This window comes from Pseudomonas sp. RA_35y_Pfl2_P32 (assembly GCF_963970735.1).
Taxonomy (GTDB): domain Bacteria; phylum Pseudomonadota; class Gammaproteobacteria; order Pseudomonadales; family Pseudomonadaceae; genus Aquipseudomonas.
Genome location: NZ_CAXAQF010000025.1, coordinates 20,187 through 34,263, shown reverse-complemented (window position 1 = coordinate 34,263; position 14,077 = coordinate 20,187). Strand labels below are relative to the sequence as shown.

Sequence of the window (14,077 nt, the reverse complement as noted above, 5' to 3'; positions counted from 1 at the left end):
CGCCAGCGCCTACAAGGCCATGGTGTAGTGCAAGGCGTAACTTTCGACGCCGTCGTTGGGACTGGCGATCCCCGCGTTTGAGTAGTGGGTGGCGCGTATCCCCACTTCCTGTCCACCGGCAAAGCGCAGGCCGGCACCGAAACGATCTTCGAACTGGAAAGCCGAGCCGAGCGCGTTGTTCTCCACTTCGGTGTGGGCAAAAACCGCCACCCCGATCCCTACTTCCAGATAGGGCCTGACCGTCTCCCCGGCGAATTCATACACCAGCACCGGCGAGACCGACAGGCTGTGGTTACTTGCCGTTTCATCACCGTCCCAGAAGGTGTAGGCCCCATCCCAGTAGCCGGTCAGGCGCCCCACGTCGCTCTGCCACCAGCTCTTGTCCCATTCAGACTGCAGGCCCAGTCGATAGGTCATGGTCGAGTCACTGGTTTGCCCGACGGCAAACTCGATACCCGCCGCGTGTGCGCTGTAACCATGCCCCAACAATACGGCCGCAAGCGCAGCCAGACAGAACACTCGCTTCATAGGAAACATCCTTTTATGCGAACGATTGTTTTAGGTTTTGATGCTCAACAGACGCAGCAATAGAATCTCGCCCCCGCGCAGAAGTTCAGCTGAAATTCAGCGTGCCTACAGCTTGAAGCTTTGCACAACGCCACCGTTATGCCAGAGCAGCGGCAGGATATTTCTCAGGTGCTCAGGGCTGGCACTGGTCCAGATTTGGGCTGGCTGGGCAGGACCGTTCGCGAGCAGTTTACGTTCAGCGAGCAGGCGCTGGGTTTGCCGGGCAACGGCAGCGCCGGTGTCGATCAGGCTGATGTCGGCGGGGAGCATCTGCGCGAGCATCGGCTTGAGGAAGGGGTAATGGGTGCAGCCGAGGATAATCGTGTCGCAGCCCTCGTCCAGCAAAGGCTGCAGGTAGCTGCCCAGTAACTGGCGCAGCGCCGGACTCTGCAAGTCACCGGCTTCAATCAGCTCCACCAGACCCGGGCACGGCTGAGTGACAACCCGCACATCGGTGGCGAAACGGTCGAGCAAGGCGGCGAACTTGGCACTCTGCAAGGTTCCGGTGGTGGCTAGCACCCCGACCACACCGCTGCGGGTCGCCGCCGCCGCCGGCTTGACCGCGGGCTCCATGCCGACGATGGGCCACAACGGGTAGTCGCGACGCAAATCCGCCACACCCGCCACGGTTGCTGTATTGCACGCCACGACCATGGCCTTGGCGCCCTGAGCCTGGAGAAAATCGGCCACCACTGCACAGCGTTGACGGATGAACTCCGGCGACTTCTCGCCGTAGGGAATGTGCCCGCAATCGGCCACGTACAGCAGCGACTCATGGGGCAGCAACCGGTGGATTTCCGCCAGCACCGACAACCCGCCAACGCCGGAATCGAACACACCGATGGGCGCCTCACGCATGTTTCGCACCACAGACGCTGCAGCCCGGATCACGCTTGACCCGCAGCTCACGGAACCGCGTCCCGAGGGCATCGATCAACAGCAACCGGCCCACCAACGGCTCCCCAAAACCCACCAGCAGCTTCAGTGCCTCAAGGGCTTGCAGGCTGCCGACCAGGCCCACCAGCGGACCGACCACGCCGGCCTCGCTGCAGGTCAGTTCGGCCTCGCTGCCGTGCCCGTACAGGCAGTGGTAACAGGGGCTTTCGGCGCGACGCGGATCGAACACCGACAATTGCCCTTCCAGACGAATAGCCGCGCCGCTGACCAGGGGCTTGCCCGCGGCCACGCAGGCCGCGTTCACCGCTTCGCGGGTACCAAAGTTGTCGGAACAGTCGAGCACCAGGTCGACCGCCGCCACTGCTGCCGCCAATGAGTCGGCATCCAGAGCGGTGCGATGGGCAACCAGTTGGATCTCGGGGTTGATCGCGTTCAAGCGGCGGATCGCCGAATCGACCTTGCTCAGCCCGACGCTGTCGGTGTCGTGGATGATCTGGCGCTGCAGGTTGGTCAGGTCGACCGTGTCGAAATCCGCCAGGTGCAACTCGCCCACGCCTGCGGCCGCCAGGTACAGCGCCACCGGCGCACCCAAGCCACCGAGACCGACAATCAGCGCGCGGCTTTGCTTGAGTCGCAACTGGCCGTCGATGTCGACGTGTTGCAACAGAATCTGCCGGCTATAGCGCAACAGCTCCTGATCATTCAGCACGGCAGGCGCCCCAGACTGATGCGTTGGTGGCCGCCGAGGTCCATGCGGCTGTGGACCTCGACGAACCCCTGGGCCAGCAGCAAATCACGCACGGCCTGCGCCTGATCGTACCCGTGCTCGAGCATCAACCAGCCACCGGCTTCCAGGTGCTGGGGCGCCTGGGCGATGATCACCCGTAGATCATCCAGGCCGTCGGTCCCGGCCACCAGCGCACTGGTCGGTTCGAAGCGCACGTCGCCGGCGACCAGGTGCGGGTCGGCGGCAGCAATGTACGGCGGGTTGCTGATGATCAGCGTGTAGCGATGGTCCTTGAGGGCATCGAACCAGTGGCTGCTGAGCACCGTGACGTTATGCACATGCAGGCGCTGGCGATTGCGCTCGGCCAGGGCCACGGCTTCCAGCACGCGATCCACCGCTGTCACTTGCCAGGCCGGACGCTCGCTGGCCAGGGCCAGGGCGATCGCCCCGCTGCCGGTGCCCAGGTCGAGCACTTTGGCCGGTGTGGCCGGCAACAATTCAAGGGCGGTTTCTACCAGAAGCTCGGTGTCCGGACGCGGGATCAGCGTATGCGGTGCGACCTCCAGGTCCAGCTTCCAGAAGCCCTGTTGCCCGAGGATATAAGCCACCGGCTCGCCGCCGCGACGACGCTGCAGGTAGTGGGCAAAGGTCAGCGCGGCATCACTGGGCACGATGCGCTCGGGCCAGGTGTGCAGGAAGCTGCGGGATTTGCCCAGGGCAGCGGCCAGCAGCAACTCGGCATCCAGGCGCGCGGTAGGCGAGTCAGGCAGGTCGGCGGCGCGCAACAAACTGGCAATGATGGTCATTTATTCACCTATCGCCGCCAGTTGGTCCGCCTGATACTCAGCCAGCAGGGGCTCGATCACGGCATCAACGCCACCGGCGAGGATTTCATCGAGGGCGTACAGGGTCAGGTTGACCCGGTGGTCGGTGACCCGGCCCTGGGCGAAGTTGTAGGTACGGATCCGCTCGGAGCGATCACCCGACCCCACCAGCAGTTTGCGCTCGCTGGCGATGGCATTGGCCGCGGCACTGGTCTGCTGGTCGTTCAACTTGGCCGACAGCCAGGACATCGCCCGCGCCCGGTTCTTGTGCTGCGAACGCTCTTCCTGGCATTCGACCACGATCCCGGACGGCAAGTGGGTGATACGAATGGCCGAGTCGGTCTTGTTCACGTGCTGGCCGCCCGCGCCGGACGAGCGGTAGGTGTCGACCCGCAAATCCGCGGGATTGATCTCGATCGCTTCCTGCTCGTCCGGCTCCGGCAGCACCGCCACGGTGCAGGCCGAGGTGTGGATCCGACCCTGGGATTCGGTGGCCGGGACCCGTTGCACGCGGTGCGCACCGGATTCAAATTTCAACTTGCCGTAGACGTTGTCGCCTTCGACCCGGGCGATGACTTCTTTATAGCCACCGTGTTCGCCGATGTTCTCCGACAGGATCTCGACCCGCCAGCCACGCCGCTCGGCATAACGCGAGTACATGCGGAACAGGTCGCCGGAAAAAATCGCGGCCTCGTCGCCACCGGTGCCGGCGCGGATCTCGAGGAACACATTGCGCCCGTCATTCGGGTCCTTGGGCAGCAACATGCGTTGCAGGCTGGCTTCCAGCTCCTGCAGTTGCTCCTTGGCCTCGCGGACTTCTTCCACGGCCATTTCGCGCATGTCCGGGTCGCTGTCCTTGAGCAGGGCCTGGGCCCCTTCGAGGTCGGCCTGGACCTTGAGCAGCTGTTTATAGGTGGCGACAATCGGCTCGACTTCCGCGTATTCCTTGGAATAGGTGCGGAACTTGTTCTGATCGGAAATGACTTCGCCATCGCCAAGCAAGGCGGTCAGTTCCTCGAAACGGTCCTGGAGGATGTCCAGTTTATTGAGCAGTGACGCTTTCATTGCGGTTTTTTATCCGAAGAGCTATCCGACGCGCCCTCACCGAGGGCAAAGAGTTCCTGGGCCATGGCCAGCGCATCGAGGCGGCCTTCGGCAGTCAGCTTTTTCAACTGCACACTGGGCGCGTGCAGCAGTTTGTTGGTCAGGCCACGGGCCAGTTGCACCAGCACGTCCTCGGCGCGGCTGCCATTGGCGAGCAGGCGCTGGGCCTTTTGCAGTTCTTCATCACGCAGGCGTTCACTCTGTTGACGATAGGCCTTGAGCACATCGACTGCGGCCAGTTCACGCAGGCGCACCATGAAATCGTCGGCACCGATCGCGACCATCTCTTCCGCCGCCTGGGCTGCACCCTGGCGACTCTTGAGGTTCTCGGCGACCACTTCGTGCAGATCATCGACGCTGTACAGGTAGACGTCGTCCAGTTCACCCACTTCCGGCTCGATATCCCGCGGTACGGCAATATCGACCATGAATATCGGCTTGTGCTTGCGCAGTTTCAAGGCGCTTTCCACGGCGCCCTTGCCCAGGATCGGCAACTGGCTGGCGGTGGAGCTGATCACGATGTCGCTGCGCACCAGTTCCGCCGGGATGTCCGAGAGCAGCACGGCATGGGCGCCGAACTGTTCGGCCAACAGGCTGGCACGCTCCAGGGTTCGGTTGGCGACCACGATGCGCTTGACCCCCAGTTCGTGCAAATGGCGGGCGACCAGGGTGATGGTCTCGCCAGCGCCGATCAACAACGCCTGGCTGCGCTGCAGATCGCTGAAAATCTGTTTGGCCAGGCTGACGGCGGCAAACGCCACCGACACCGGGTTCTCGCCGATGGCCGTGTCGGTGCGCACCTGCTTGGCGGCATTGAACGTGGCCTGGAACAGCCGCCCGAGCAACGGGCCGATGGTGCCGGCCTCACGCGCCACGGCATAGGCCGATTTCATCTGGCCGAGGATCTGCGGCTCACCCAGGACCAGGGAGTCGAGCCCGGAGGCGACCCGCATCATGTGACGAACTGCCGCATCATCTTCATGCACATAAGCACTCGCGCGCAGCTCTTCGAGGCTCAGATGGTGATAATCGGCCAGCCAGCGCAGCACGGTATCGGCACTCAGCTGATCCTGCTCTATATAGAGTTCGCTGCGATTGCAGGTGGAGAGGATCGCAGCTTCGCGGCTGTCGGTGAGTCGGCAGAGCTGCTGCAAGGCCTCAACCAGCTGCTCCGGCGTAAAGGCCACGCGCTCGCGGACGTCTACGGAAGCAGTCTTGTGGTTAATACCGAGTGCAAGGAAGGCCATTCAAGATCGCTGATGATGTCGAGAAGCCGGCAATTGTCCTACTTCGCCAGACCGAGAACAACCACCGTTAACCATTGTCCTACTACCTTGTGCCTTTAAAGGCGCCTGCAGGAGCGAGCTTGCTCGCGAAAAACTCAAGGGCATTGCGCTTGTTCTGGGTGGCCGCTGCATCGTTGACGACCATCGCGAGCAAGCCGCAAGCGGGCGCCCGCTCCTACATAAAGAGATAAAGAGCGCCCCGGTTATGTTTGGCCGAAGGCTTGTGTCATGATGATCCGACCGCAGGTTAGTCGTCCTCTTCCTATATGAATAGATCTTCCACGTTGCTCCTCGCTTTAGTCTTCCTCAGCGGCTGCCAGGCCTTGGCGCCCGTGTCGACGGACGGTACACCGCCGGTCGCAGGCAGCCCTGCAGCCCCTGAAAAGCCCAAGGTTTACAGCGCCTTCAGCGAAGAGACGATCTTCAGCCTGCTGAGCGCCGAACTGGCTGGCCAGCGCAATCGCTACGACATTGCCCTGGACAACTACGTGACCCAGGCCATCAACACCCAGGACCCGGGCATTTCCGAGCGGGCGTTTCGCATTGCCGAATACCTGGGGGCTGACCAGGCGGCACTCGATAGCGCACTGATCTGGGCCAGGAATGCCCCAGAGGACCTCGAGGCACAACGCGCCGCCGCCATCCAGCTGGCGCGCAGCGGCCGTTATGACGACTCCATGGTCTACATGGAGAAAGTCCTGCAGGGCCAGGGCGATACCCATTTCGACTTTCTCGCCCTGTCGGCCGCCGACACCGACCAGGACACCCGCGACGGCCTGATGAACAGTTTCGACCGTTTGTTGCAGCGCCACCCGAACAACGGCCAGCTGATTTTCGGCAAGGCCTTGCTGCTGCAACAAAATGGCGACTCCCAGGGAGCGCTGAGCCTGCTGGAGAAACACCCGCCGGAAGCCGGCGAAGTGGCGCCGATCCTGTTGCGCGCGCGCTTGCTGCAGAGCCTCGACCGGGGTGATGAAGCACTGCCGCTGCTGGAAAAAAGCATCCGCCAGTACCCGGACGACAAACGCCTGCGCCTGACCTATGCCCGCCTGCTGGTGGAGCAGGACCGCATGGATGACGCCAAGACCGAGTTCTCCAGCCTGGTCCAGCAGTACCCCGAAGACGATGAACTGCGTTATTCCCTGGCCCTGGTGTGCCTGGAAGCCAAGGCCTGGGACGAGGCCAAGGGCTACCTGGAAGACCTGATTGCCCGGGACAGCCACGTCGATTCCGCACACCTGAACCTGGGGCGCATTGCCGAAGAGCAGAGCGACCCCCAAGGTGCACTGATCGAATACGCCCTGGTCACCCCGGGCAGCGATTACCTGCCGGCCCAGTTGCGCCAGGCCGACATCCTCATGGAGAACGGCCGCAGCACCGAAGCCCAGAGGCGCCTGGCCAAGGAACGTGACGAGCAGCCGGACTACGCGATCCAGTTGTACCTGATCGAAGTCGAAACCCTGGCGGCGAACAAGCACGAAGACCGCGCCTGGAGCGTGCTCGACAAAGCCCTCAAGCAGTACCCGGACGACCTCAACCTGCTTTACACCCGTGCCATGCAGGCGGAAAAACGCAACGACCTGGCGCAGATGGAACGTGACCTGCGGCAAATCATCAAGCGTGACCCGGACAACGCCATGGCATTGAACGCCCTGGGCTACACCCTGTCCGACCGCACGACCCGCTACGCCGAAGCCAAGACGCTGATCGAGCAAGCGCACCAGTTGAGCCCGGAAGACCCGGCCGTCCTCGACAGCCTGGGCTGGGTCAACTTTCGCCTGGGCAACCTCGACGAAGCCGAGCGTTATCTGCGCCAGGCCCTGGAGCGTTTCCCCGACCAGGAAGTCGCCGCGCACCTGGGTGAAGTCCTGTGGGCCAAGGGCAAACAACGTGAAGCCAAACAAATCTGGGCCAAGTTCCTCAAGGAACAGCCTGACAGCCCTATCCTGCGCAGCACCATCAAGCGCCTGACCGGATCCGAGACTCTTTAAAATCATGTTTTTGCGCCACATCATCGTTTTCAGCTTCATCGCCCTGCTCGCCGGCTGCGCCGGTTTTGGCGCCCGTGAATCGGTCGAGGGCCACGGCACCCCCTCGTTATGGCGCGAGCACAAACAGCAACTGACGGCCCTCGATGGCTGGCAGATCGACGGCAAGATTGGCATTCGCGCGCCGAAAGACTCGGGCAGCGGCACTCTGTTCTGGCTGCAGCGCCAGGACTACTACGACATTCGCCTGTCCGGCCCGCTGGGTCGTGGCGCCGCGCGCCTGACCGGTCGCCCCGGCGACGTCAGCCTGGAAGTGGCCAATCAGGGACGCTACAGCGCCGCGAGCCCGGAAACCCTGCTCGAAGAACAGATGGGCTGGAAACTGCCGGTCTCCAACCTGGCCTGGTGGGTTCGCGGACTGCCGGCACCAAGCAGCAAAAGCCGCCTGTCCCTGGATGCCGACAGCCGCCTGGCCAGTCTTGAACAGGACGGTTGGCAGGTCCAGTACAGCGCTTACACCCAGCAAAACGGTTACTGGCTGCCCGAGCGCATCAAGCTGCACGGCACCAACCTTGATGTCACGCTGGTGATCAAGGCCTGGCAACCCCGCAAGTTGGGGCAATGACATGCCGACCGCTCGCCTGACATTGCCTTCGCCGGCAAAACTCAATTTGATGCTGCACATTCTGGGTCGCCGCGAAGACGGCTATCACGAACTGCAGACACTGTTTCAATTTCTCGACTACGGCGATGAAATCACGTTTGCCGTTCGTGATGACGGCATCATCCGGTTGCACACCGAGTTCGAAGGCGTCCCCCACGACAGCAACCTGATCGTCAAGGCCGCGAAAAAACTCCAGGCGCAATCCGGATCGACGCTGGGCATTGATATCTGGATCGATAAAGTCCTGCCCATGGGCGGCGGAATCGGTGGCGGCAGTTCGAATGCGGCCACCACCCTGCTGGGCCTCAACCACCTCTGGCAACTGGGCTGGGATGAAGATCGCCTGGCTGCGCTGGGGCTGACACTGGGTGCGGACGTCCCGGTTTTTGTCCGCGGCCATGCCGCTTTTGCCGAGGGCGTGGGCGAGAAACTGACCCCTGTAGAACCCGAAGAACCCTGGTATCTCGTACTGGTACCGCAAGTATCTGTAAGTACAGCAGAAATTTTTTCCGATCCGTTGTTGACACGTAACTCGTCTGCCATTAAAGTGCGCCCCGTTCCCAAGGGAAACAGTCGAAATGACTGCTTACCGGTAGTAGCAAGGCGTTATCCAGAGGTACGTAACGCTTTGAATTTGTTAGGTAAATTTACCGAAGCAAAACTCACCGGCACTGGAAGTTGTGTGTTTGGGGGCTTCCCAAGCAAAGCTGAAGCTGATAAAGTCTCGGCCCTTCTTACAGAGACCCTTACAGGGTTTGTAGCAAAGGGAAGCAACGTTTCGATGTTGCATCGCAAGCTGCAAAGTCTGCTCTAAAGGAACCGATTACTGGGTAATCGTTGCAACAGATACAGGGGCGTCGCCAAGCGGTAAGGCAGCAGGTTTTGATCCTGCCATGCGTTGGTTCGAATCCAGCCGCCCCTGCCATTTTCCTATTCTCATCCAGGTTACCCTCAGCCTTCAGGTACTGCGCGTGTCCAAGATGATGGTCTTTACGGGGAACGCTAACCCCGATCTGGCTCGGCGTGTCGTACGTCAGCTGCATATCCCTCTCGGTGACATCTCTGTCGGTAAGTTTTCCGACGGCGAAATTACAGCCGAGATCAATGAAAACGTCCGCGGTAAAGATGTCTTCATTATTCAGCCGACTTGCGCTCCGACCAACGATAACCTGATGGAACTCGTCGTGATGGCCGATGCCTTCCGCCGTTCCTCAGCCACTCGAATCACTGCGGTGATCCCCTACTTTGGTTATGCCCGTCAGGATCGCCGTCCGCGTTCCGCACGTGTAGCTATCAGCGCGAAAGTTGTCGCTGACATGCTTACCGTCGTCGGCATCGATCGTGTTCTCACGGTTGATTTGCATGCTGACCAGATCCAGGGCTTCTTCGACATTCCGGTAGATAACATCTACGGCTCCCCTGTATTGGTGGATGACATCGAAGACCAACGCTTCGAAAACCTGATGATCGTGTCCCCGGACATTGGCGGCGTCGTGCGTGCACGTGCGGTTGCCAAATCCCTGGGTGTGGATCTCGGGATCATCGACAAGCGCCGTGAGAAAGCCAATCACTCTGAAGTGATGCATATCATCGGTGATGTCGAAGGGCGTACCTGTATCCTGGTTGACGACATGGTCGATACCGCCGGCACTCTGTGCCACGCGGCTAAAGCCTTGAAAGAGCATGGCGCTGCCAAGGTCTTTGCCTACTGCACACACCCTGTGCTGTCGGGTCGGGCCATCGAAAACATTGAAAATTCCGTGCTGGATGAGCTGGTGGTGACTAACACCATCCCGCTGTCCGCTGCAGCACAAGCCTGTGCACGTATCCGTCAATTGGATATCGCACCGGTTGTTGCCGAAGCGGTTCGCCGCATCAGCAATGAAGAATCGATCAGCGCGATGTTCCGTTAAGGGCCTGCCCTTCGGACTTCTCGATGACGAAAAGCGCCCCGCCCCGGCATTCCTGTCGGGGCGGGGCTTTTTTGCCCATATCGCCTTTAGCGCTGGTCGCAAACGCTGGGGCGAATGTGGTTATTTTGGAGATACAACATGAATGATTTTACTCTGAATGCTGAAGCGCGTTCCGACCTGGGGAAAGGTGCGAGCCGCCGCCTGCGTCGTCTCGCAAGCCTGGTTCCAGCTGTAGTTTACGGTGGCGAAAAAGCCCCTGAATCCATCAGCATGCTGGCCAAAGAAGTTGCCAAACTGCTCGAAAACGAAGCGGCCTACAGCCACATCATCGAGCTGAACGTTGGCGGCACCAAGCAAAACGTAATCATCAAAGCGCTGCAACGTCACCCGGCCAAAGGCCACGTGATGCACGCAGACTTCGTACGCGTTGTTGCTGGTCAGAAACTGACCGCTATCGTTCCTGTGCACTTCATCAACGAAGCTGCTCCAGTGAAGAAAGGCGGCGAGATCTCGCACGTTGTTGCGGAAATCGAAGTTTCCTGCCTGCCAAAAGACCTGCCTGAATTCATCGAAGTTGACCTGGCTAACGCCGAAGTCGGCTCGATCATTCACCTGTCCGACATCAGCGCTCCTAAAGGCGTTGAATTTGTTGCTCTGGCTCACGGTAACGACCTGGCTGTTGCCAACGTTCACGCTCCACGTGTTGCTCCAGAAGCTGCAGAAGGCGCTGCAGAGTAATTTACTCTGTACGCCGGAGTGACCGAGTAACATCGCGGGCTGGAACGTAGCGAGAAAGCGGGCGGAACGCGGAGTTTACATCATGGTAAATGAGCACTTTTCGTCCACTTTCGCCGCACATCTCCATGGCCGCGATGTTATTAACCACTCCAAGGAAGGGTCCCTGACGTGACTGCCATCAAACTGATCGTTGGCCTGGGAAATCCAGGCGCCGAATACGAACAGACCCGGCATAACGCAGGGGCCCTTTTTGTTGAGCGCATCGCGCACGCGCAAGGGGTCAACCTTGTCGCCGATCGCAAATATTTCGGCCTGACCGGGCGCTACTCGCATCAGGGTCAGGATGTTCGCCTGCTGATTCCCACCACGTACATGAACCGCAGCGGCCAGGCCGTCGCGGCCCTTGCAGGTTTCTTCCGCATCAAGCCTGAAGAAATTCTCGTGGCGCATGACGAACTCGACTTGCCACCCGGCGTTGCCAAGCTCAAGCAAGGCGGCGGTCATGGCGGTCACAACGGGTTGCGCGACATCATCGCGCAACTGGGCAATCAGAATACGTTCTACCGCCTGCGGCTTGGCATTGGCCACCCGGGCGTTGCCAGTATGGTTTCAAATTTCGTCCTGGGTCGTGCGCCACGCGCCGAACAGGAAAAACTCGATGCCAGCATCGACTTTGCCCTCGGCGTGCTGCCGGATATCCTCGCCGGTGAATGGAACCGCGCGATGAAAAACCTGCACAGCCAGAAGGCCTGACTTTTACCCGAGGGGAAACACCATGGGATTCAATTGCGGCATCGTCGGCCTGCCTAACGTCGGCAAGTCCACCCTGTTCAACGCCCTGACCAAGTCCGGTATCGCGGCCGAGAACTTCCCCTTCTGCACCATCGAGCCGAACAGCGGGATCGTGCCGATGCCGGATCCACGCTTGGAAGCCCTGGCGGCCATCGTCAATCCCAAGCGCATCCTGCCGACCACCATGGAATTCGTCGACATCGCAGGCCTGGTAGCCGGCGCCTCGAAAGGTGAAGGCCTGGGCAACAAGTTCCTGGCCAACATCCGCGAAACCGATGCCATCGCCCACGTGGTCCGCTGCTTTGAAGACGACAACGTGATTCACGTCTCCAACAGCGTCGACCCGAAACGCGACATCGAGATCATCGACCTGGAACTGATTTTCGCCGACCTCGACAGCTGCGAGAAGCAACTGCAGAAAGTCGCGCGTAACGCCAAGGGTGGTGACAAGGACGCCGTGGTCCAGAAGGGCCTGCTGGAGCAATTGATCGCCCACTTCACCGAAGGCAAGCCGGCGCGCAGCCTGATGAAGAACATGAGCACCGACGAAAAGGCGGTGATCAAGGGCTTCCACCTGCTGACCACCAAGCCGGTGATGTACATCGCCAACGTGGCCGAAGACGGCTTCGAGAACAACCCGCTGCTCGACGTGGTGATGGCCATCGCCGAAGAAGAAGGCGCCATGGTTGTGCCGGTGTGCAACAAGATCGAAGCGGAAATCGCCGAGCTCGATGACGGCGAAGAGAAAGACATGTTCCTCGAGGCCCTGGGCCTGGAAGAGCCTGGCCTGAACCGCGTGATCCGCGCTGGCTACGAAATGCTGCACCTGCAGACCTACTTCACCGCCGGTGTCGAAGAAGTCCGCGCCTGGACCGTACGCGTCGGCGCCACCGCCCCGCAAGCTGCTGGCGTGATCCACACCGACTTCGAAAAAGGCTTCATCCGCGCCGAAGTGATCGCCTACAACGACTTCATCCAGTTCAAGGGTGAAGCCGGTGCCAAGGAAGCCGGTAAATGGCGTCTGGAAGGCAAGGACTACATCGTCAAAGACGGCGACGTGATGCACTTCCGCTTCAACGTGTAAGCCACACGTCCAAGAAAAAGCCGCGTTTGATACGCGGCTTTTTTGTGCCTGCGATCTTTTGCGTTTCAGGCCTTTTTGGTGCGCGGCAGGAAGATCGCCAACACCCCGAGCAACGGCAGGAACGAACACAGGTAATACACGTACTCGATGCCGTGGATGTCCGCCAGGTAGCCCAGCAGCGCCGCACCAATCCCGCCAAAACCGAACATCAGGCCGAAAAACACCCCGGCGATCATCCCGACATTGCCCGGCACCAGCTCCTGCGCATAGACCACAATGGCGGAGAAAGCCGAGGCCAGGATGAAGCCGATCACCACGCTGAGGACGCTGGTCCAGAACAGGTCGACATGGGGCAGCAGCAAGGTGAAAGGCGCGCCCCCCAGGATCGAGAACCAGATCACCGCCTTACGGCCGATCTTGTCGCCAATCGGCCCACCGAAAAAGGTCCCCGCCGCCACCGCACCGAGAAACAGGAACAGGTGCAACTGGGAACTGGCCACCGACAGGTCGAACTTCTCGATCAGGTAGAAGGTGAAGTAGCTGGTCAGGCTGGACATGTAGAAGTACTTGGAGAACACCAGCAGGCCGAGCACCACCAGCGCACTGAGCACCCTGCCCTTCGACAGCCCGTGGGTCGCCGCCTGGCCCTGCTTGAGCCTGAACAGGTTCAAATGGTTGGCGTACCAGCGACTGATGCGGTAGAGCACCAGCAGGGCGAACACGGCGAACAGACCGAACCAGGCCACGTTGCCCTGGCCGAACGGAATGATGATCGCCGCCGCCAGCAAGGGACCGAATGCCGAGCCAGCGTTCCCGCCCACCTGGAAGGTCGACTGCGCCAGGCCAAAACGCCCACCCGATGCCAGCCGTGCCACCCGCGAGGCTTCCGGGTGAAAGGTTGAGGAACCGATGCCAATCAACCCCGCCGCCAGCAGGATCAAGGGGAAGCTGCCGACCTGGGACATCATCAGGATGCCGATCAGGGTGCAGATCATGCCCATCGGCAGCAGATAAGGCTTGGGGTGACGGTCGGTGTAATAGCCGACCCAGGGCTGCAGGAGCGAGGCCGTGAGCTGGAAGGTCAGGGTGATCAGGCCGACTTGGGTGAACGTCAGCCCGTAGCTGTCCTTGAGCATCGGGTAGATCGACGGCAGGACCGCCTGGATCAGGTCGTTGATCAAATGCGCCAGCGCCACCGCGCCGATGATGCGCATGACCAAGGGGCTACTTTGCGAGCTCGCGGACGTCGCTGAGACGGCCACTTGAGGGGGACTGGTTGCCATGAAAGTTTCCAAACAGCAGATGGGTGCGCACGTGCAGGTGCGCCAATGTGCCATTTTTCGCTGCGGTAGCGCCATCCCCTTAGCCTGCTAACGACTTTAAATAACCCACGTGCAGGATGATTTGTCCGGGGACGAAGCAGAAAAACCGGGGTTTTTCCGTGGCCGGAGGTTAAGCGGTTGAAAGTGTAGAGAAATATTTTAGATTTATGC

Annotated in this window: 14 protein-coding genes and 1 tRNA gene; 8 read left to right on the top strand and 7 right to left on the bottom strand. The window is 60.7% G+C overall.

Features of this window, described 5'->3' with window-relative positions; translation table 11 throughout:
• Window positions 1-9 precede the first annotated feature (9 nt).
• The 6 genes from AACY45_RS22870 to hemA all read right to left on the bottom strand — a co-directional run bounded on the left by AACY45_RS22870 (window position 10) and on the right by hemA (window position 5,366).
• On the bottom strand, window positions 10-528 hold the full coding sequence (locus AACY45_RS22870; protein ID WP_339547510.1) for an acyloxyacyl hydrolase: 519 nt from the start codon (window positions 526-528) through the stop codon (window positions 10-12).
• A gap of 105 nt (window positions 529-633) precedes the next feature.
• The gene (murI, locus tag AACY45_RS22865) at window positions 634-1,425 is read right to left on the bottom strand and encodes a glutamate racemase (protein ID WP_339547509.1); all 792 of its coding nucleotides are present in this window, start codon (window positions 1,423-1,425) and stop codon (window positions 634-636) included.
• Window positions 1,418-2,173 (bottom strand): molybdopterin-synthase adenylyltransferase MoeB, encoded by a 756-nt coding sequence (locus AACY45_RS22860; protein ID WP_339547508.1) that lies wholly within the window; start codon window positions 2,171-2,173, stop codon window positions 1,418-1,420. Before AACY45_RS22860 ends, murI begins: the two co-directional genes overlap by 8 nt.
• Complete coding sequence (gene prmC / locus AACY45_RS22855) at window positions 2,167-2,997, bottom strand: peptide chain release factor N(5)-glutamine methyltransferase (protein ID WP_339547507.1); 831 nt, start codon at window positions 2,995-2,997, stop codon at window positions 2,167-2,169. Before prmC ends, AACY45_RS22860 begins: the two co-directional genes overlap by 7 nt.
• On the bottom strand, window positions 2,998-4,080 hold the full coding sequence (gene prfA, locus AACY45_RS22850; protein ID WP_339547506.1) for a peptide chain release factor 1: 1,083 nt from the start codon (window positions 4,078-4,080) through the stop codon (window positions 2,998-3,000).
• Entirely contained in the window at window positions 4,077-5,366 is a 1,290-nt protein-coding gene (gene hemA, locus AACY45_RS22845; RefSeq protein WP_339547505.1) for a glutamyl-tRNA reductase, read from the bottom strand. Before hemA ends, prfA begins: the two co-directional genes overlap by 4 nt.
• A gap of 305 nt (window positions 5,367-5,671) precedes the next feature.
• Here hemA and AACY45_RS22840 point away from each other — a divergent pair, with 305 nt between their 5' ends.
• From AACY45_RS22840 to ychF, 8 genes are all read left to right on the top strand, one after another.
• Entirely contained in the window at window positions 5,672-7,396 is a 1,725-nt protein-coding gene (locus tag AACY45_RS22840) for a tetratricopeptide repeat protein (RefSeq protein WP_339547504.1), read from the top strand.
• Between the two features lie 4 nt (window positions 7,397-7,400).
• A complete protein-coding gene (gene lolB / locus AACY45_RS22835) occupies window positions 7,401-8,018 on the top strand; it encodes a lipoprotein insertase outer membrane protein LolB (RefSeq protein WP_339547503.1) in 618 nt (205 codons plus the stop codon).
• 1 nt (window position 8,019) lies between these two features.
• The gene (ispE, locus tag AACY45_RS22830; protein WP_339547502.1) at window positions 8,020-8,871 is read left to right on the top strand and encodes a 4-(cytidine 5'-diphospho)-2-C-methyl-D-erythritol kinase; all 852 of its coding nucleotides are present in this window, start codon (window positions 8,020-8,022) and stop codon (window positions 8,869-8,871) included.
• 36 nt (window positions 8,872-8,907) lie between these two features.
• Window positions 8,908-8,982: transfer RNA gene (locus AACY45_RS22825), tRNA-Gln, on the top strand.
• 46 nt (window positions 8,983-9,028) lie between these two features.
• Window positions 9,029-9,970 carry a ribose-phosphate pyrophosphokinase gene (locus AACY45_RS22820; protein ID WP_003171603.1) on the top strand — a complete coding sequence of 314 codons (942 nt, stop codon included), beginning with the start codon at window positions 9,029-9,031 and terminating at the stop codon, window positions 9,968-9,970.
• Between the two features lie 138 nt (window positions 9,971-10,108).
• Complete coding sequence (locus AACY45_RS22815; RefSeq protein WP_095169010.1) at window positions 10,109-10,708, top strand: 50S ribosomal protein L25/general stress protein Ctc; 600 nt, start codon at window positions 10,109-10,111, stop codon at window positions 10,706-10,708.
• A 168-nt stretch (window positions 10,709-10,876) separates the two neighbouring features.
• Complete coding sequence (pth, locus tag AACY45_RS22810; protein ID WP_095169011.1) at window positions 10,877-11,461, top strand: aminoacyl-tRNA hydrolase; 585 nt, start codon at window positions 10,877-10,879, stop codon at window positions 11,459-11,461.
• Window positions 11,462-11,483: 22 nt separating this feature from the next.
• Complete coding sequence (ychF, locus tag AACY45_RS22805) at window positions 11,484-12,584, top strand: redox-regulated ATPase YchF (RefSeq protein ID WP_339547501.1); 1,101 nt, start codon at window positions 11,484-11,486, stop codon at window positions 12,582-12,584.
• A 65-nt stretch (window positions 12,585-12,649) separates the two neighbouring features.
• On the opposite strand, the gene AACY45_RS22800 is transcribed toward ychF, so the two are convergent.
• Window positions 12,650-13,867, bottom strand: coding sequence for an MFS transporter (locus tag AACY45_RS22800; RefSeq protein WP_339547500.1), 1,218 nt, complete (start codon window positions 13,865-13,867; stop codon window positions 12,650-12,652).
• Window positions 13,868-14,077: the final 210 nt, after the last annotated feature.